Source organism: Pseudohaemophilus paraphrohaemolyticus (assembly GCF_003253115.1).
Taxonomy (GTDB): Bacteria; Pseudomonadota; Gammaproteobacteria; order Enterobacterales; family Pasteurellaceae; genus Haemophilus_A; species Haemophilus_A paraphrohaemolyticus_A.
Genome location: NZ_QEQF01000012.1, coordinates 1 through 16,972, shown reverse-complemented (window position 1 = coordinate 16,972; position 16,972 = coordinate 1). Strand labels below are relative to the sequence as shown.

The 16,972-nt window shown below is 42.5% G+C and carries 21 protein-coding genes and 1 rRNA gene; 10 read left to right on the top strand and 12 right to left on the bottom strand.

Annotated elements, in window-relative coordinates:
* Positions 1–14 precede the first annotated feature (14 nt).
* Positions 15–758, bottom strand: a complete 744-nt coding sequence (locus DPV92_RS09410; RefSeq protein ID WP_111354643.1) for an MlaA family lipoprotein — start codon at positions 756–758, stop codon at positions 15–17.
* A gap of 157 nt (positions 759–915) precedes the next feature.
* Between DPV92_RS09410 and metJ the strand changes: the two genes are divergently transcribed.
* The 4 genes from metJ to DPV92_RS09390 are packed head-to-tail and all read left to right on the top strand — an operon-like array spanning position 916 to position 3,368.
* Entirely contained in the window at positions 916–1,233 is a 318-nt protein-coding gene (gene metJ, locus DPV92_RS09405; RefSeq protein WP_111354642.1) for a met regulon transcriptional regulator MetJ, read from the top strand.
* Positions 1,234–1,292: 59 nt separating this feature from the next.
* A complete protein-coding gene (locus tag DPV92_RS09400) occupies positions 1,293–1,529 on the top strand; it encodes a YhdT family protein (protein WP_111354641.1) in 237 nt (78 codons plus the stop codon).
* A gap of 3 nt (positions 1,530–1,532) precedes the next feature.
* Positions 1,533–2,975: a sodium/pantothenate symporter gene (gene panF / locus DPV92_RS09395; protein WP_111354640.1), complete on the top strand. Its 1,443-nt coding sequence runs from the start codon at positions 1,533–1,535 to the stop codon at positions 2,973–2,975.
* A 27-nt stretch (positions 2,976–3,002) separates the two neighbouring features.
* Positions 3,003–3,368 carry a DUF4870 family protein gene (locus DPV92_RS09390; protein ID WP_005709112.1) on the top strand — a complete coding sequence of 122 codons (366 nt, stop codon included), beginning with the start codon at positions 3,003–3,005 and terminating at the stop codon, positions 3,366–3,368.
* Between the two features lie 46 nt (positions 3,369–3,414).
* Here the strand turns inward: DPV92_RS09390 and brnQ are convergent, their stop codons facing one another.
* The 5 genes from brnQ to ispB form a co-directional block, all read right to left on the bottom strand.
* On the bottom strand, positions 3,415–4,707 hold the full coding sequence (brnQ, locus tag DPV92_RS09385; protein WP_111354662.1) for a branched-chain amino acid transport system II carrier protein: 1,293 nt from the start codon (positions 4,705–4,707) through the stop codon (positions 3,415–3,417).
* Between the two features lie 119 nt (positions 4,708–4,826).
* Positions 4,827–5,552, bottom strand: a complete 726-nt coding sequence (fabG, locus tag DPV92_RS09380) for a 3-oxoacyl-ACP reductase FabG (RefSeq protein ID WP_111354639.1) — start codon at positions 5,550–5,552, stop codon at positions 4,827–4,829.
* 85 nt (positions 5,553–5,637) lie between these two features.
* Positions 5,638–6,573 carry an ACP S-malonyltransferase gene (gene fabD, locus DPV92_RS09375; protein WP_111354638.1) on the bottom strand — a complete coding sequence of 312 codons (936 nt, stop codon included), beginning with the start codon at positions 6,571–6,573 and terminating at the stop codon, positions 5,638–5,640.
* Between the two features lie 116 nt (positions 6,574–6,689).
* Positions 6,690–7,436: an epoxyqueuosine reductase QueH gene (locus DPV92_RS09370; protein WP_111354637.1), complete on the bottom strand. Its 747-nt coding sequence runs from the start codon at positions 7,434–7,436 to the stop codon at positions 6,690–6,692.
* Between the two features lie 23 nt (positions 7,437–7,459).
* Positions 7,460–8,443 (bottom strand): octaprenyl diphosphate synthase, encoded by a 984-nt coding sequence (gene ispB / locus DPV92_RS09365; RefSeq protein WP_111354636.1) that lies wholly within the window; start codon positions 8,441–8,443, stop codon positions 7,460–7,462.
* Positions 8,444–8,676: 233 nt separating this feature from the next.
* On the opposite strand from ispB, the gene rplU reads away from it, so the two are divergent.
* From rplU to DPV92_RS09345, 4 genes are all read left to right on the top strand, one after another.
* Positions 8,677–8,988 carry a 50S ribosomal protein L21 gene (gene rplU, locus DPV92_RS09360; protein WP_040218750.1) on the top strand — a complete coding sequence of 104 codons (312 nt, stop codon included), beginning with the start codon at positions 8,677–8,679 and terminating at the stop codon, positions 8,986–8,988.
* Positions 8,989–9,008: 20 nt separating this feature from the next.
* A complete protein-coding gene (rpmA, locus tag DPV92_RS09355) occupies positions 9,009–9,266 on the top strand; it encodes a 50S ribosomal protein L27 (RefSeq protein WP_005705226.1) in 258 nt (85 codons plus the stop codon).
* A gap of 72 nt (positions 9,267–9,338) precedes the next feature.
* Positions 9,339–10,271 carry a DMT family transporter gene (locus DPV92_RS09350; RefSeq protein ID WP_111354635.1) on the top strand — a complete coding sequence of 311 codons (933 nt, stop codon included), beginning with the start codon at positions 9,339–9,341 and terminating at the stop codon, positions 10,269–10,271.
* Positions 10,268–11,185 (top strand): DMT family transporter, encoded by a 918-nt coding sequence (locus DPV92_RS09345; protein ID WP_111354634.1) that lies wholly within the window; start codon positions 10,268–10,270, stop codon positions 11,183–11,185. Before DPV92_RS09350 ends, DPV92_RS09345 begins: the two co-directional genes overlap by 4 nt.
* 139 nt (positions 11,186–11,324) lie before the next feature.
* Here DPV92_RS09345 and yidD read toward each other — a convergent pair whose 3' ends face one another.
* Genes yidD through rpmH form a run of 3 tightly spaced genes read right to left on the bottom strand, consistent with a single transcriptional unit; the run spans position 11,325 to position 12,165 of the window.
* The gene (yidD, locus tag DPV92_RS09340) at positions 11,325–11,669 is read right to left on the bottom strand and encodes a membrane protein insertion efficiency factor YidD (protein ID WP_225791985.1); all 345 of its coding nucleotides are present in this window, start codon (positions 11,667–11,669) and stop codon (positions 11,325–11,327) included.
* On the bottom strand, positions 11,618–11,992 hold the full coding sequence (gene rnpA / locus DPV92_RS09335) for a ribonuclease P protein component (protein WP_111354660.1): 375 nt from the start codon (positions 11,990–11,992) through the stop codon (positions 11,618–11,620). Before rnpA ends, yidD begins: the two co-directional genes overlap by 52 nt.
* A 38-nt stretch (positions 11,993–12,030) precedes the next feature.
* Positions 12,031–12,165 carry a 50S ribosomal protein L34 gene (rpmH, locus tag DPV92_RS09330; protein ID WP_005599701.1) on the bottom strand — a complete coding sequence of 45 codons (135 nt, stop codon included), beginning with the start codon at positions 12,163–12,165 and terminating at the stop codon, positions 12,031–12,033.
* A gap of 206 nt (positions 12,166–12,371) precedes the next feature.
* Between rpmH and hemH the strand changes: the two genes are divergently transcribed.
* Positions 12,372–13,331 (top strand): ferrochelatase, encoded by a 960-nt coding sequence (gene hemH / locus DPV92_RS09325; RefSeq protein ID WP_111354633.1) that lies wholly within the window; start codon positions 12,372–12,374, stop codon positions 13,329–13,331.
* Between the two features lie 16 nt (positions 13,332–13,347).
* Positions 13,348–14,172: a bifunctional DNA-formamidopyrimidine glycosylase/DNA-(apurinic or apyrimidinic site) lyase gene (gene mutM, locus DPV92_RS09320; protein WP_111354632.1), complete on the top strand. Its 825-nt coding sequence runs from the start codon at positions 13,348–13,350 to the stop codon at positions 14,170–14,172.
* 77 nt (positions 14,173–14,249) lie between these two features.
* On the opposite strand, the gene DPV92_RS09315 is transcribed toward mutM, so the two are convergent.
* The 3 genes from DPV92_RS09315 to rrf form a co-directional block, all read right to left on the bottom strand.
* The gene (locus DPV92_RS09315; RefSeq protein ID WP_111354631.1) at positions 14,250–15,641 is read right to left on the bottom strand and encodes an SLC13 family permease; all 1,392 of its coding nucleotides are present in this window, start codon (positions 15,639–15,641) and stop codon (positions 14,250–14,252) included.
* 276 nt (positions 15,642–15,917) lie between these two features.
* Positions 15,918–16,688 (bottom strand): triose-phosphate isomerase, encoded by a 771-nt coding sequence (tpiA, locus tag DPV92_RS09310; protein ID WP_111354630.1) that lies wholly within the window; start codon positions 16,686–16,688, stop codon positions 15,918–15,920.
* Between the two features lie 164 nt (positions 16,689–16,852).
* Positions 16,853–16,968, bottom strand: a 5S ribosomal RNA gene (rrf, locus tag DPV92_RS09305).
* Between the last annotated feature and the right edge of the window lie 4 nt (positions 16,969–16,972).

Sequence of the window (16,972 nt, the reverse complement as noted above, 5' to 3'; positions counted from 1 at the left end):
TTACCCATTTTTGTTTAATCAATTCCCTTCAACTCATCTTCTGACAACGTTTCCTTGTCGTCGCTCGCCTTGCCGTTGTTTACTTTAAATTCCAAGTTTTGGAAATAAGCTTCACGGAAAGTTACATAAGGGTCGAGCGATTGTTTAATTAATGCATCTTGGTCAAGCAAGTTTGCACGGGTGTTAATACCCTGTACACCAAATTTTGCAATAGTCCAAGGGGTGGTTAAGAGCGAAAGCACGGGATATGCAGAATCTGCCACCTTTCCGACTGCTTGTCTTGGCGTAGTTGGCCCGTAGCCTGGCACCATAATATATGCCCCGGTTCCCACGCCGTAGTGCCCAAGCGTTTCGCCAAATTCACGGTTGCCGTTATCAAGTTTTAAGTCTGGTGTTTTGCTTGCCCAGTCGATTAAACCGCCAATACCGAATACCGAGTTAATCCAGAAACGGTTAAAGTGAATCATCGCTTTTTTCACTTCACCTTCAAGTAAGCGATTCACGAAACTCGCTGGTTCATCCAAGTTATTCGCTACATTCACTAAACCTGTTTTAACAGGGCTTGGCACGTAGTCACGCCAACCTTTTGCCACTGGTTTAACCACATAAGGATCGAGATAGTTGTAATTTACGTTCCACATTGCACGGTTAAACCCTTCAAGTGGATCTTTGCGTTCGCCCGTATTCGGGTCGATAGAAGAGGAACAAGCGGTCAATAATAGGCTTGCGGTTACCAATACAGTTGCTTTTAATTTCATAGTATTTCCTTATTAAACTCAATGCGGTTATTGTACTGTTCGATACTCAAAAGACCAACAGCTTTCTGCATTAAAATCACAATAGAAATCTAGACGTCTAGATTGCGATATGGTTCAGATTTGATTACAATAACGCCATTTTTAGCGGGGAAAATATATGAAAGATTGGCGTGGCGAATACATTAGTCCTTATGCAGAACACGGCAAAAAAAGTGAACAGGTAAAGAAGATCACCGTATCAATTCCAATTAAGGTGTTGGAAATTTTAACCAATGAGCGTACGCGTCGTCAGATTAAAAATCTGCGTCACGCCACTAATAGCGAACTACTTTGTGAAGCCTTTTTACATGCATTCACAGGACAGCCTTTGCCAACAGACGAGGATTTAATGAAAGAACGCAGCGATGAAATTCCAGAAAAAGCAAAAGAAAAAATGCGTGAGCTTGGCATTGATCCTGAGAATTGGCAATACTAATCAATTCCCACGTTTGTGGGATTTTTTATCACTACAACAAAAGCACAAAAGGAGTTTTTATGCAAACAAAACAACTGACGAGAGAGGCCCAATGGGCATTAGGCTTAACTATTCTTTATATGTTTGGCTGGATTATTTTAGCTTACTTTTTCCCTGTGAAATTAGGCATTCTAGGTTTACCGATTTGGTTCGAACTCTCTTGCGTTTTTCTACCGCTTCTGTTCACCCTATTGGTGTACATCGTGGTGAAAAAGGTGTATCAAAATATCGACTTAGACGGCAACGTGGAGGAATAAGAGATGAATATGGAAATGGTTATCCCACTGATTGCCTATCTTTTGTTTGTATTTGGCGTGGCATATTATGCTTACCGACAACGTAAGGGCGGCAGTTTCTTATCTGAATATTATGTCGGCAGCCGTTCAATGTCTGGCTTTGTATTAGCAATGACTACCGCAGCCACCTATCTTGGTGCAAGTTCCTTTATCGGCGGACCTGGCGCGGCTTACAAATACGGGCTAGGCTGGGTGTTACTCGCGATGATTCAAGTGCCTGCGGTGTTGCTTGCTTTGGGCGTACTCGGCAAAAAATTCGCAATTTTCGCGCGTAAACATAAAGCCGTAACCATCAACGATTTATTACTTGCTCGCTACCAAAACCGTTTTGTGGTTTGGATTGCAAGCCTTGCATTATTGCTCTCTTTCTTTGCGATGATGACGGTACAATTTATCGGAGCAGGGCGTCTTCTTGAAACCACACTGGGAATGGACTACAAACTGGCGGTGATTATTTTTGCGGTTACCGTGGGTATTTATACCTTCATCGGAGGTTTCCGCGCGGTGGTAATGACCGATACCGTGCAAGGCTTGGTAATGCTTATTGGCACGCTATTCTTGCTAGGTGGTGTAATTTATGCCGCAAACGGACTAGAAAATGCGATGGAAACCTTAAACAACATCAACCCGCAGTTGCTTGCCCCGTATGGCATTGATGAGCGTCCGCTCGACTTCACTTTTATGACTTCATTTTGGGTGCTGGTCTGCTTTGGATTGATTGGCTTACCACAGCTTGCAGTGCGCAGTATGGCGTATAAAGATAGTCAATCGCTTCATCGTGCTTTGGTCATCGGCACACTCGTGGTTTCGATTCTTGTGCTGGGAATGCACCTCACAGGCGTGATTGGACGTGCCGTGGTGCCCGATCTAAAAATTCCTGATCAAGTAATTCCAACGCTGATGGTGCAAGTGCTTCCACCACTAGTTGCGGGGATTTTCTTAGCCGCACCTATGGCCGCCATTATGTCTTCCATCGACTCGCTACTTATTCAATCTTCCTCAACATTGATTAAAGATTTATACCTTGCGGTAAAACCAAGTGCGGTGCATAACGAGAGCAAGCTTAAACTGTTCTCAACGCTCACCACGCTTACCTTTACTTTCTTGCTTGTATTTGCCGCCCTTAATCCACCAGATATGCTCATTTGGCTGAACTTGCTCTCACTCGGCGGTTTAGAGGCAACCTTCTTATGGGTAATCGTGCTCGGGCTTTATTGGGATAAATCGAATGCGGCAGGCGCAATTAGCTCAATGCTCGTGGGCTTAATCAGCTATGTCATTATCACCAGCTTTAAAATCAGCATTTTCAGCCTCCACGCCATTGTACCATCACTGGTTTTGGGCTTGATTGCGTTCTTGATTGGGAATCGATTTGGGAAACCATCTAATAGCCAAGCGGTCAAATAATCAGATTTTTTACAAATAGGAATGATGATGAACGAACCATTATTGCAACCCCCGCACGATCCAAATCAACGTACTATTATGATTGTTGTGTATGTGCTATTTGGATTAGGTGTGATTTTCGGTGGCTTACCCGCTATTGCAGGCGTGATTTTAGCTTATATTAAACGACAAGATATGTTGCCAAATTCACTTTACCATAACCATCTTACCTTTCTGATTCGAACCTTCTGGGGCTCAGTCGCGGGTACGGTGATAGGATTTATCCTTAGCTTTATCGGCATTGGCATTTTGGTACTTTTTGCGGTAGGAATTTGGTATCTTTTCCGTGTGATTTACGGCTTCGTAAAATTGATGGATGAGAAATCCGTCACTACAACGGGTTGGTTTATGTAGCTAATAACAGAAAGGGGATTGAATATTCAATCCCCTTTTTAAATGATTAGTGCTTTTTCTTAATCAAATAATGTCCTATATAACCCACAATCAAACCTAGCACTGCAAATGGCAACCATTCCATGGAGTAAGATTTAAACGGTAGATTGTCGGTAAAGCCTGTGCCGATAACAGATAGAATTGAGACGATGGTTACTAATCCCAATGCTAAACGTTGTCCTAATAAAGGAATATGGTGTAGGGCGTTAATGCCTAATACAATAATCACTGTCATCGCAATTGGATAGAGGATTAACAGCATCGGTACGGATTTTTCGATTACCGCTTTTAAGCCGAGATTGGCAATCGCAAAGCTAATTACACAGAACAGAATCACGTAAGTGCGGTAGCTGATTTTCGGGAAAACTTCGCTGAAATATTCGCCAACTGAAGTACATAACCCCACCGCGGTGGTTAAGCACGCAAGTGAAACGATAACCCCTAACACCATTCGTCCGTATTCACCAAAGGCTTGTTGGGCTGCGTTATTGAGGATATAAGTGCCGAGGTCTTGTTTGCGTTCTGCTAAAGTTGCCAAGGTTTCTGGGCTCAGTTGTGCGTGGTTACCAACCCAGCCAATAGAGAAGTAGATAAATCCTAATGCAACGGCTGCAATGATACCCGCAAAAACAGTCTGTTTAATCAATGCCGATGGGCTAACGCCTTTGGTTTTGATCGCATTTAACACAATGACCGAGAATGCTAATGAAGCCAGTGCATCCATCGTAAAATAGCCTTCAATCACGCCCTTAAACACCCAAGATTCTTCTTGTGCTTTTATCACCACAGGGGGTTGATCGAATAAGAAAAAGGCGCGCACGACTAATGCGATAATAGTTAAAATCAACGCTGGCGTTAAAATTGCCCCCACGCGGTCCACCATTTTTGATGGGTTTAGACTTAACCACATTGTGATTGCAAAATAAAGAAGCGTGAAGATAAACAGCGGTAAAGTACCCACATCTTCGCCTAAAAATGGCACAACCGCCATTTCATAAGCGGTTGCCCCTGTGCGCGGACCTGCAAAGAATGGACCGATGGAAAGATAAATTGCCGCTAAGAAAATCAGCGAGAACCAAGGATGGATGCGATTTAATGCTGCTTTGTAGCCACCTTTATAAAAGGCACTAACAATAATCCCCAGTAAAGGCAAGCCCACTCCCGTGGTAATAAAGCCTAGCACGGATGGAAGGAAATGCTCCCCACTTTCAAAACCAAGTTTTGGCGGGAAGATCAGGTTGCCAGCCCCGAAGAAGATGGCAAAGAGCATAAAGCCAACAACAAATGTATTTTTAGTCATAATTACACACACAAATAAAAAGTAAAAAATAAAAGGGAATAAAAGCAAAAAAACCGAATTTTGCATTTATTGAGGGCAATAATAGCAAAATTCGGTAGAAATTAAACCGCTTTTAGCGATTAGTTCATATATAAACCACCATTCACATGGAGGGTTTCGCCGTTGATGTAGCGGGCATCATCAGAAGCTAAGAATGCGACAGCTTTGGCGATATCTTGTGCTGTGCCTAATTCGCCCGCAGGGATTTGACTTAAGATCGCTTCTTTTTGTGCTTCATTCAGCTCGTCTGTCATATCGGTGGCGATAAAACCTGGAGCAACCACGTTCACGGTAATACCACGTGAAGCCACTTCTTTCGCCAACGATTTTGAGAAGCCAATTAAGCCTGCTTTCGCTGCACAATAGTTGGTTTGACCTGGGTTACCCATTGAGCCAACTACCGAGCCGATAGTAATAATGCGTCCGCCTTTTTTCATCATTGGGCGAAGCACGGCTTTCGATAAGCGGTAAACAGAGGTAAGATTAGTTTGAATGATGTCGAACCAATCTTGATCTCTCATACGCATTAACAAACCGTCGCGGGTGATGCCTGCGTTGTTTACCAGAATGTCGATGTCGCCCACTTCTGCTTTGATTTGTGCAAGTACGGCATCAATAGATTCTGGCTCAGTTACGTTTAACACTAAGCCTTTGCCTTTCTCACCTAAGTAAGCTGAAATAGCTTCCGCGCCTTTTTCTGAAGTTGCTGTGCCGATTACGAATGCACCTTTTGCACTTAATTCTTCTGCGATTGCACGTCCAATACCACGAGTTGCCCCTGTGACTAATGCGATTTTGCCTTGCATTGTGTTTTCCTTTTGTAGGGTGGGATTTATCCCACCAATTGAGATCTTAATTATATTAATGGTGGGATAAATCCCACCCTACGAATTACGCTTCGACTGCCTCAAACGACGCCACATCATTCACCGCTTTTGCTGAAAGCTCTTTGATGATACGGCCGGTTAAGCCGGTTAAGACTTTACCGGGACCGATTTCGTATAAAGTGGTTACGCCATCTTTTGCCATTTTTTCAACGGTTTCTGTCCAACGAACAGGGCTGTAAAGCTGGCGGACTAACGCATCACGGATTTTATCTGCATCGGTTTCGGTTGCTACATCCACGTTGTTAATCACGGGCACAAGCGGTGCATTTAGTGTGATGTTTTGCAATGCTCTAGAAAGTTCTTCTGCCGCAGGTTTCATCAACGCACAGTGCGAAGGCACACTCACAGCTAATGGTAAAGCACGTTTTGCGCCCGCTTCTTTACAGAGTTCACCCGCACGCGTTGCTGCAGTTTTAGTACCTGCAATCACCACTTGACCTGGTGAGTTGAAGTTCACCGCTGAAACAATTTCGCTTGTTTCACTGGCTGCTTGTTCGCATGATTTGATAATTGCTTCATTATCTAAGCCGATAATCGCAAACATTGCACCAGTGCCTGCTGGCACGGCTTGTTGCATTGCGTTGCCGCGCAACTCAACTAATTTGATTGCATCTTGGAAATCTAACACGCCTGCACAGACTAACGCAGAGTATTCGCCCAAGCTATGACCCGCCATCACAGACGGTTTTGCTTCAGGGAATTTTTGTTGCCAAATGCGGGAAAGTGCTACAGAAGAAGCTAATAACGCAGGTTGTGTACGTTGCGTTTGACCAAGATCTTCTGCTGTGCCGTTTTGAACTAAATCCCATAAATCATAACCAAGTATGTCGCTTGCTTGTTTGAAAGTTTCTTCCACGATTGGATATTGTGGTGCAAGGTCAGCAAGCATTCCAACCGCTTGAGAGCCTTGACCTGGGAATACCATTGCAAAATTAGACATTGTTGTTCCTCTTGTAAAATGGAAGCGGTGAGATTTGACAAAAATTTTGCGAAATTCAACCGCTTGAAAATAGAATAGTGTATCAGTTTTGAGAAATTTGGCTCATCGGAGCAGATTTAATCAGGTGAGTAGTAAAGTTTGCCGATTTCAATGCGGTTTCGGCCTGTTTCTAAACGCCATTTGTTGGAATCGCGCAAAGAGTAAACGCAGCCGCAATACTCTTGTTGATAGAAACGTTCGCGTTTGCTGATTTCAATCATACGTTGTGAGCCACCGCCTTTACGCCAGTTATAATCCCAATAAACCACATCATCATAATGCGAGGCAGCACGATGTCCGCAATCGTTAATTTGGTTCATATCTTTCCAGCGTGAGATGCCTAAACAGCTGGTAAATACTGGAAAACCGTTCTCGTGAGCGTATTGCGCCGCTTTTTCAAAACGCATATCAAAGCACATTGTGCAGCGAATGCCACGTTCAGGCTCCCATTCCATCCCTTCGGCTTTTCTAAACCACTCTTTGCGGTCGTTTTCGTAGTCGTCATCTACATCAATAAAGGGAATATTGTGTTTTTCGGCAAAGCGGATATTTTCCTCTTTGCGGATCATATATTCTTTAAGCGGATGGATGTTTGGGTTATAAAAATAGATCGTAAATTCTACTCCAGAGGCAAGAATTGCTTCCATCACTTCGCCCGAACAAGGTGCACAGCAAGAGTGAAGCAGAAGTTTATTATGTCCGTTTGGTAATTCCAATTTTGGGCGCACAAAGGGCGCGTTTGGATCTTTGCCTTTGCGGGTAAGTTTACGTTTTTGTTGTAATGCCTCTTTGTGTTCTTGAAGTTGAAATATTTGTTCTGTCATTTTTTATTCTTCTTATTATTTTATTAATAGTCCCGATCTACAGATAACCAAGCCAATGAAATCAACGCTTGTTTATATTCGCTTTCAGGTAAAACTGCTAACGCATCCACTGCTTTTTGGGCCTCGGCTTTGGCTTTTTCCATCGTGTAATCGAGCGATTTATGCTCAGCCATAATCGCCAGTACTTGATCGATATCTTCGCGATTACCGCCATTTTCGATCGCTTGGCGGATCAACTTCGTTTGTGCTTCATTGCCGTGACGCATTGCGTGCAGAAGCGGCATAGTTGGTTTACCTTCCACATAATCATCTCCCACGTTTTTGCCAAGAGCTTGGGCATTGGCGGAGTAGTCAAGAATATCATCCACTAACTGGAATGCTGTACCTAAGTAGCAGCCGTAATTTTTGAGTGCGGTTTCTACTTGCTCACCAGCGTTTGCGACGATCGCGACACATTGGCTTGCCGCTTCAAACAAGCGGGCGGTTTTGTTGTAAATTACACGCATATAGCTCTCTTCGGTCGTATTCGGATCGTTCACATTCATCAGTTGCTGAACTTCGCCTTCTGCTAAAGAATTCGTGGCTGCCGACATTACTTTGAGTACTTCAAGCGAATCGACTGAAGTCATCATTTGGAAGGAGCGAGTGTAGATATAGTCGCCAACCAGTACGCTTGCGGCATTGCCAAAGGCAGCATTGGCGGTTTCACGACCGCGACGCATATCAGACTCATCCACAACATCATCGTGTAAAAGGGTGGCAGTATGCACAAATTCAATAAATGCGGCAGTCGTAATTTGCTTGCTGCCTTGGTAGCCTAACGCACGTGCGGCAAGCACGGTAATTAACGGGCGAATGCGTTTGCCACCACCACTAATGATGTAAAAGCCGAGCTGATTAATTAGCGGCACTTCCGAGTTCAGTTGAGCTAAAATTTCAGCATTTACCAATTGCATATCGTCGGCTGCTAAGGCTTGAATTTGGTCGAGAGTAAGTTGTTGTGCCATCTTTTCTTATCTAAAAGTCAAAAATTGAGTTGATTTTACCGCACTTTCGATAAGCTGCAAAATTTTGTTAGAAATCGAAAAGGATCCTTAAGGTAGCGAAAGAGATTTTTTCAAATTTTCTGAAATTCGTTCTTGCTCTTTGTTTTCTTTTTGCGTAGAATTGCAACCCTATTTTATATGAATTTAAAAGTGCCTATCGCAGAGCGAAAAAGGCACAAATTAGCGGAGTAAATATGTACGCAGTTTTCCAAAGTGGCGGCAAACAACACCGAGTGAGCGAAGGCCAAGTGGTTCGTTTAGAAAAACTTGAAATTGCAACTGGTGAGAAAGTTGAATTCGACTCAGTGTTAATGGTCGTTAATGGCGAAGATGTTAAAATTGGTACGCCAGTAGTAGCTGGTTCTAAAGTAGTGGCTGAAGTAGTAGCACACGGTCGTGGCGAGAAAGTTAAAATCGTTAAATTCCGTCGTCGTAAACACAGCCGTAAACAACAAGGTCATCGTCAGTGGTTCACAGAAGTGAAAATCACTGGGATTCAAGCATAATTTCAGAGGAGATCAAGTAGATGGCAACTAAAAAAGCTGGTGGTTCAACTCGTAACGGTCGTGATTCTGAAGCTAAACGCCTTGGTGTTAAACGTTTCGGTGGCGAGTCTGTTTTAGCAGGTAGCATCATTGTTCGTCAACGTGGTACTAAATTCCACGCAGGTACAAACGTAGGTATGGGTAAAGACCACACTTTATTCGCAACTGCAGATGGTAAAGTTAAATTCGAAAGAAAAGGCGACAAAAACCGTCAATACGTAAGTATCATTGCTGAATAATTTAAAGCAAAATTTCAAAAAACCTCACAAATGTGAGGTTTTTTTATACCTCAAATCTATCACAACAACCCTATGCAAAAACAACAACCTCTCTCAGGTCTCTTCTTCGCCCTTCTTGCAGTATTGATGTGGGGAACGCTGCCAATAGCTCTACAGCCTATCTTAAAAGAGATGAACGCCCAAACTATCGTTTGGTTTCGTTTTATTGTTGCGATGATTGGCGTATTTTTTATGCTCTTCTTTTCAAAAAAATTGCCAAAGGTGACCGCTTTAAGCCGAAAAGATCTCGGTTTATTGTTACTTGGAATCTCAGGGCTTTCAGGCAATTTTTTCTTATTTAACCTGGCATTACGCTATATTCCAGCCACCACAAGCCAAGTTATCAGCCCGCTTTCTTCCTTTGCCATGATTTTGTGCGGTGCATTTCTGTTCAAAGAAACCATCCGATTAAATCAAAAATTAGGATTTATTGTGGTAATTATCGGCTTAATCCTCTTTTTCCATAATCGTTTTGCAGACTTTTCGCAAATGAATGGCTACGCTTTCGGGATCTTATGTGGGACGTTAGCCAGCTTTATCTGGGTTGGCTACGGGCTTTCACAACGAATCTTATTAGAACGCTTCAACTCAGTACAAATCCTGTTTATGATTTATATGGGCTGTAGCCTTGTATTCACGCCGCTCTCTGATTTCTCACAAGCGGTCAATTTAAGCTCATTTGCTGCAATCTGTTTAGTTTATTGCTGCTTGAATACTATCATCGCCTACGGCTCTTATGCTGAAGCACTCAATCGCTGGGATGTTTCAAAAGTGAGCATTATGATGCCGTTAATCCCCATTGCCACGATGATTTTTTCAGAAATGGCGTATTTCTGGAAACCCGAAAGTTTTACACCGCCAGATCTCTCCTTGTTAACCGTTTTAGGGGCTTGTTTAGTAGTTTTTGGGGCGTTATTCTCTGCCGTAGGACATAAATTATTACATAGAAGAAGAGTAAAAAAATGAAGAAAAATGCAGACTTAGGTTTTTGTTTGGCACTACTTGCCACGATGATGTGGGGTACACTACCGATTGCGGCACAACAAGTATTGGTTTCGCTTGATGCTCAAACCCTCGTTTGGGCAAGATTTTGGGTGGCAGGCATTGGGCTGTTTCTTGTGCTTGGTTTTGCAAAAAAATTGCCAAAGTTGACCGTTTGTAATGCTAAATATTTCGGTTTAATGTTGCTCGGCACACTTGGCTTATCAGGCAATTTCTTTTTGGTCGCAGAAGGATTACATTATATTTCGCCCACAACCACTCAAGTTTTATGGCAATTTTCGCCTTTCTTGATGATTTTCTTAGGTGTTGTTTTGTTTAAAGAACCGTTTAATCTTTCGCAAAAAGTCGGCTTTTTACTGCTTATTATCGGCTTAATCGCATTTTTTAACGACAAATTCAACGAACTTTTACAACTGAATACTTATGCGTTAGGCGTAATATTAAGTATGGCAGGGAGTCTGATTTGGGTCTGCTATGGCATTGCTCAAAAACTGCTTCTCAAACAATTTAAGTCACAGCAGATTTTAATGATGATTTATCTCTGTTGTGGCATTGCTTTCAGCCCGTTTGCTAACCCCGTCCAAATTGGCAATATCAGCACGCCTTTTGTATGGGGTTGCTTTATCTATTGCTGTTTGAATACCTTGATTGCCTATGGCTCTTACGGCGAGGCTCTGAATTTGTGGGACACCTCCAAAGTGAGTGTAGTCACCACGATGATCCCTATTTTCACGATGCTTTTTTCGATTTTAGGGCACGTGATTTTCCCAGAAACTTTTGCCAGCCTAGAGATGAACTGGATAAGTTATGTGGGGGCAATTGTAGTCGTACTTGGTGCGATGATGGCAGCGGTAGGGCACAAAATCTTTGGAAAATAGAGATAAAAAAATGGCTAGCAATTCGTTTACTAGCCATTTTGGGAGGTCTACATAATGAATAAAACTTTATAACGACTATAAATAGTGGTCGTAATAATAGACTTGTCGGGAAAAAGAAAGTTCACCAAATTTTGAAAAATTAATGATTTTTTTCACATTTTTTACAACACGCTTTTGCTGGCACAGGATCTTCTCCACCTTCATTTAATGGATTACAACGCAAAATACGTTTGAAGGCTAAATATCCCCCTTTGATTGCTCCGTGAATTTTAATCGCTTCAACAGCATAAGTGGAACAACTTGGATAAAATCGGCAACGGGGACCAATTAAAGGACTAATAAAATAGCGATAGAAATAAATCGGCAGTAGCAATATCTTAGATGCTAGGCTGATTTTGTCGTTTCCTGTGTTGGTTATGTCTGAGCCTTCATTTAAGGTTGCGGATTTTTGCCAGTTTTGCATAGGCGAATGTGTCTTGCCCATAGTTTTTCCAACGTTTCAAAAAGCGTAGCGTTATCCAATTTACCAATGCCACCTTTCGCCACAAACACAAAATCCATATTTGGCAGTTCGTGCTGTTTTAAGCGAAAAGATTCTCGCACAATACGTTTTATACGATTACGATCGTGAGCACGTTTTAGGTGTTTTTTGGCAACGGTTAAACCTAGACGGGGATTTTCTGCTGTATTTAAACGAGCAAGCAGCGTCATTTGAGGGGTACTGGCTCGAAAAGGATTTTCAAACACAGCTTTAAATTGAACGGGAGCTAACAAACGTAGCTCCCGAGAAAAAGTTAGCGTCTTCACTTTCACAATTGTGGGTGATTAGCTGCTTTAACTGCAAATTATGCAGATAAAGATTTGCGACCTTTAGCACGACGACGTGCTAAAACTTGACGACCATTTTTAGTAGCCATACGAGCACGGAAACCGTGTGTACGAGCACGTTTTAATACTGAAGGTTGGAATGTACGTTTCATTATTTATCTACCTAATAAAAAGTTATTGGCAAAATGCCAATTCAAGACTATAAAAAGAGGTCGTCATTTTAACGGTAAACAAATAAAAAGGCAAGGTGAAAACCACGGTTAAATGTTAAAATCTGCACAAATTTTATTTGTCATTCCCTACAAATTCAAGCAAACTACACTTTATTTGCTCATAACGAGAAAAAGAAGAGAAAAATATGGAAAATAAAAAAATCGGTGTGTTACTCACAAACCTTGGTACACCAGATGCCCCTACCGTTGCTGATGTAAAACGTTACTTAAAACAATTCTTGAGCGATCCTCGAGTGATAGATCTCCCCAAACTAAAATGGCAAACAATCTTAAATTGCTTCGTATTACCAAAAAGATCGCCTAAAGTGGCAAAACTTTACCAATCGATCTGGACAGCAGAAGGCTCACCTCTGCTTGCTATTTCACGCGAACAGCAAAAAGCGGTACAAAATTATTTCAATGCCAAAGGTAAAGAGGTTGTCGTTGAGCTTGGCATGACTTACGGTAATCCAAGCATGGTACAAGCGGTCGAAAACTTGACCAAACAAGCGGTCGAAAAAATTATCGTTTTACCACTTTACCCACAATATAGTAGTACCACGACTGCCTCGGTATTGGACGCTTTTGCCGAGAGCTTAAAACAACATCGTCGCATTGTGCCGTTTGAGTTTATCCATAGCTACCACAACGACCCACTTTATATCGAAGCCTTGGCAAACAGCATTACGCTTGAGCCAGATGAATTACTGCTTTTCTCTTTCCACGGCATTCCAAAACGCTACGCAGATGAAGGCGATTTCTACCCGCAACACTGCCAACAAACCGCAAAATTGGTTGCTCAAAAATTAAACCTAAAATCTGAACAATGGAAATTGACTTTCCAATCTCGTTTTGGCGATGAAGAGTGGTTGCAACCTTACACTGATGAAACGCTTGAAAGCTTTCCAAGTCAAGGCGTTAAAAAAGTGGCAGTAATTTGTGCGGGCTTCTCAGTCGATTGCTTGGAAACGCTTGAAGAAATTGCCGAAGAGAATAAAGAAAACTTCATCAATGCAGGCGGGGAAAGCTACCGCTATATTCCAGCACTCAATGCGACGGGCGACCATATTAGAATGATGGTAAAATTGATTGAAGAAAAAATCTAACGCATAAGGAATAAATATGCCAGAACTTCCCGAGGTAGAAACTAGCCTACGAGGTGTTGAGCCTTATTTACAAGGGCAAACCATCAAGCAGATTATCACCCGCACGCCTAAATTACGCTGGACAATTTCTACAGAGCTTTCTCAAATGCAAGGGGCGAAAATTCTCTCACTTTCTCGCCGTGCCAAGTATCTGATTTTGCATACCAACAAGGGCGATATTATCGTGCATCTTGGTATGTCTGGTTCACTATGCATTTTAGAAGCGCGTGACAATCTGCACGCGGGCAAGCACGACCACGTGGATTTAATCACTGAATCGGGCGTGATTTTACGCTACAACGACCCGCGTAAGTTTGGTTGTTGGCTTTGGGCAGAGAAGGCAGATGAGCACGAACTTTTGCAAAAACTTGGGCCTGAACCGTTATCTGATGCCTTTACAAGCGGTTATTTATTCGAGAAAAGTCGCAAGAAAACCGTGGCGGTGAAACAGTTCATTATGAATAACGAAGTGGTGGTTGGAGTGGGGAATATTTACGCTTGCGAATCGCTCTTTATGGCAGGCATTCATCCTGAATTAGCGACACAAAACCTCTCCAAGAAACAATGCGAACGCTTGGTTAGGGTCATTAAAGAAGTGCTCACTAAATCGATCATTCAAGGCGGAACAACGCTCAAAGATTTTATTCAACCAGATGGAAAACCTGGTTATTTCGCCCAAGTATTACAAGTTTACGGACGTAAAAGCGACGAGTGCAATGATTGTGGAACGAAGATTGAATCTAAAGTGATCGGGCAACGTAATACTTACTTCTGCCCGAAATGTCAGAGATTGCCGAGATAGGTAGCTAATAGCAAGCGGTGTTTTTTCCTTGGAATTTGCAAATTCTAAGAGAAAAACTACCGCTTGTTTTTTACGATTTATTTGCCCCAATTGATCCAGAAGAAATAGGTTAATCCACCAATCACAAGGGTGCTGATGATATTCAGCAGGAAGCCTACTTTTACCATTTCGCCTTGTTTAATATAGCCTGTGGAAAACACAATTGCGTTTGGTGGGGTGGCGATTGGTAGCATAAAAGCGCAAGAGGCACTACACGCAACGATTGCTGCAAGTGAAACAGGTGGCAAGCCCACCCCTTCCGCAACGGAGATAAAAATCGGGATCATCAATGCTGCCGTTGCGGTGTTAGAGGTAAATTCGGTGAGGAACACAATAAATGCGGTGAGCACGAGTGTCATCACAAGCCAGTGTTGCACACCAATGTAACTCACGATGGTATCGGCGAGAATTTTGCTTGCTCCTGTTTCTTTAAGCACGATGCCGAGCACCAATCCGCCACCGAAGAGCATTAACACGCCCCATTCAGTGCGGTCTTGAATTTCTGACCAAGTGGCAGTATGGGTCACGCAGAGAATGATGACAGCGGTCATTGCCACTACCGCATCGAAGTTTTTGATGGGTTGGCTAAGCTCTAAAGTCGAGCGGATCATTGGTTCTAGCCAGCTGCCGAAAACGAGAAAAAAAGCGGCAATCACGAACACCGCAAGGGTAATTTTGCGTTTGTCTGTCATTGGGATTTCTTCAAATGCAATTTCAAACGGCACATTGAAGTTTGGGCGAAGTATTACCAGTAGGCTAAACACCATTCCGATCATCAATAAAATAGTGACAGGCACTCCGTAGAAGAGCCATTCTGAGAAGGTGATTTTAAGTTGTGAAGCAAGAATAGCATTCGGTGCAGAGCCTGTAAGCGTACCAATACCACCGATGCTGGCGCTAAATGCAATACCGAGTAGCACAAAGACGTACAAAGCTCGGTTGGTTTTAAGATCGACTTTTTTCAAAATTCCGAGCGTTAAAGGTAACATCATTGCGGCAACGGCGGTGTTATTGATAAACAGCGAAAGCCCTGCCGTAGCAGCAAAAAGATAGAGCACAGTGAGTTTAAGATTTCCGCGTGCGAGACGGATAATATGGTTGGCAATCCAGAGATCGAGTTTTTGGATGTTCATTACCGCAGCCAAAACGAAGCCACCGAAGAACATAAAAATAATGGGTTCAGAGAAAGGTGCGAACGCCGCTTTGGTTGGCAGAACGTTCAGCCCAATTGCCAGAATGGGTACCATTAGCGATGTAATGGTGATGTTGAAAGCCTCCGTGAGCCATAATACCCCAATAAAGACTAACAACGCCAAGCCCCGATTTTCCATCGGGGTGAAGGGTAGCGTCTTGATGAGGATTAAAAACAGCAGAAAGTCTAGGGCTAATATAATATAGCCTCTTGTTGGTTTTTTTGTTGTGCTTGACATACGAAGCTCCTATAAGTAAAGAAAATTGTATGTAATTCGAACATAACAAAAATTTTAAAAATGTAAAGAGTTTTTAACAAACATTAGAAAATTTAGGTTAAACGTTGTGTTATTTCCGCAAGCTAGTTTCTATGCAGAATGCTAAACAAGAACTTACAGTGTTAGTGGAATAAAATTCTCAAATACTCAATTTTAGGCAAAAAATAAGGTGGTTTAAAACCACCTTACTTAGATAAGTGACATATAGAGTAAAGAATTTTACTAACGTATTGTCTATTATGCTTTCGCTTTTTCAGCAGCTTTTACAATAACCGCAAATGCAGGTGCTTTTAATGAAGCACCGCCTACTAACGCGCCATCAATATCTGGTTGAGTGAATAACTCTGCTGCATTCGCATCATTTACAGAACCGCCGTATTGGATGATCACTTGATCAGCCACCGCTTGAGACTTCGCTGCGATATGACCACGAATGAAAGCGTGAACCGCTTGTGCTTGCGCTGGAGTCGCTGATTTACCTGTGCCGATTGCCCAAATTGGCTCGTAAGCGATTACCGCACCGTTAAATGCTTCTACGCCTAATGCATCAATTACTGCATCAATTTGACGTGCACATACAACTTCAGTTTGACCTGCTTCGTTTTCCGCTTCAGTTTCACCGATACATAATACAGGCACTAAACCTGCTGCTTTTAATGCACCAAATTTTTTCGCAATAAATTCATCGCTCTCTTTGTGGTAAGTACGACGCTCAGAATGACCGATGATGATGTATGTTGCCCCAAAATCTTTTAACATTTCAGTTGAAATATCACCTGTAAATGCACCTTGTACATTTACATCAACGTTTTGAGCGCCTAATGCAATCACAGATTGCCCCTCTAATGCAGCTTCCGCTTCTGCCAAGTACATTACTGGTGGAGCGATTGCCACATCACAACCTTTTACATCTGATAATTCTGCTTTTAAACCTGCAACTAACTCTTTTGTGAACGCTTTGCTGCCGTTTAATTTCCAGTTACCCATAACAAGTGGACGACGTGCCATTTTTATTCTCCTGTTAAATTAGAAATACAAACCCGGGAAGTGTACCAAATTTTGTGTATTCTTGCATAAGAATATTTTATTTATCTTAGACAATTCTATTGGCTACAAAAGCAAAAAACCCCGGACCTTACGATACGGGGTTATTCACTTTCGCTTTAAATTCAATCTGGCGATGCCCTACTCTCACATGGGGAAACCCCACACTACCATCGGCATTACGGCATTTTACTTCTGAGTTCGGAATGGAGTCAGGTAGAACTACCGCACTATGGTCGCCAGAATAT

Coding starts and splice junctions, on each gene's coding strand:
- fabD (WP_111354638.1), bottom strand. CDS start 6,573: ATGTCTAATTTTGCAATGGTATTCCCAGGTCAAGGCTCTCAAGCGGTT.
- DPV92_RS09345 (WP_111354634.1), top strand. CDS start 10,268: ATGAAGAAAAATGCAGACTTAGGTTTTTGTTTGGCACTACTTGCCACG.
- DPV92_RS09410 (WP_111354643.1), bottom strand. CDS start 758: ATGAAATTAAAAGCAACTGTATTGGTAACCGCAAGCCTATTATTGACC.
- panF (WP_111354640.1), top strand. CDS start 1,533: ATGAATATGGAAATGGTTATCCCACTGATTGCCTATCTTTTGTTTGTA.
- brnQ (WP_111354662.1), bottom strand. CDS start 4,707: ATGACTAAAAATACATTTGTTGTTGGCTTTATGCTCTTTGCCATCTTC.
- DPV92_RS09390 (WP_005709112.1), top strand. CDS start 3,003: ATGAACGAACCATTATTGCAACCCCCGCACGATCCAAATCAACGTACT.
- DPV92_RS09370 (WP_111354637.1), bottom strand. CDS start 7,436: ATGACAGAACAAATATTTCAACTTCAAGAACACAAAGAGGCATTACAA.
- tpiA (WP_111354630.1), bottom strand. CDS start 16,688: ATGGCACGTCGTCCACTTGTTATGGGTAACTGGAAATTAAACGGCAGC.
- rpmH (WP_005599701.1), bottom strand. CDS start 12,165: ATGAAACGTACATTCCAACCTTCAGTATTAAAACGTGCTCGTACACAC.
- fabG (WP_111354639.1), bottom strand. CDS start 5,552: ATGCAAGGCAAAATCGCATTAGTCACAGGGGCAACTCGTGGTATTGGA.
- DPV92_RS09400 (WP_111354641.1), top strand. CDS start 1,293: ATGCAAACAAAACAACTGACGAGAGAGGCCCAATGGGCATTAGGCTTA.
- hemH (WP_111354633.1), top strand. CDS start 12,372: ATGGAAAATAAAAAAATCGGTGTGTTACTCACAAACCTTGGTACACCA.
- DPV92_RS09315 (WP_111354631.1), bottom strand. CDS start 15,641: ATGTCAAGCACAACAAAAAAACCAACAAGAGGCTATATTATATTAGCC.
- rpmA (WP_005705226.1), top strand. CDS start 9,009: ATGGCAACTAAAAAAGCTGGTGGTTCAACTCGTAACGGTCGTGATTCT.
- mutM (WP_111354632.1), top strand. CDS start 13,348: ATGCCAGAACTTCCCGAGGTAGAAACTAGCCTACGAGGTGTTGAGCCT.
- metJ (WP_111354642.1), top strand. CDS start 916: ATGAAAGATTGGCGTGGCGAATACATTAGTCCTTATGCAGAACACGGC.
- yidD (WP_225791985.1), bottom strand. CDS start 11,669: ATGGGCAAGACACATTCGCCTATGCAAAACTGGCAAAAATCCGCAACC.
- ispB (WP_111354636.1), bottom strand. CDS start 8,443: ATGGCACAACAACTTACTCTCGACCAAATTCAAGCCTTAGCAGCCGAC.
- DPV92_RS09350 (WP_111354635.1), top strand. CDS start 9,339: ATGCAAAAACAACAACCTCTCTCAGGTCTCTTCTTCGCCCTTCTTGCA.
- rplU (WP_040218750.1), top strand. CDS start 8,677: ATGTACGCAGTTTTCCAAAGTGGCGGCAAACAACACCGAGTGAGCGAA.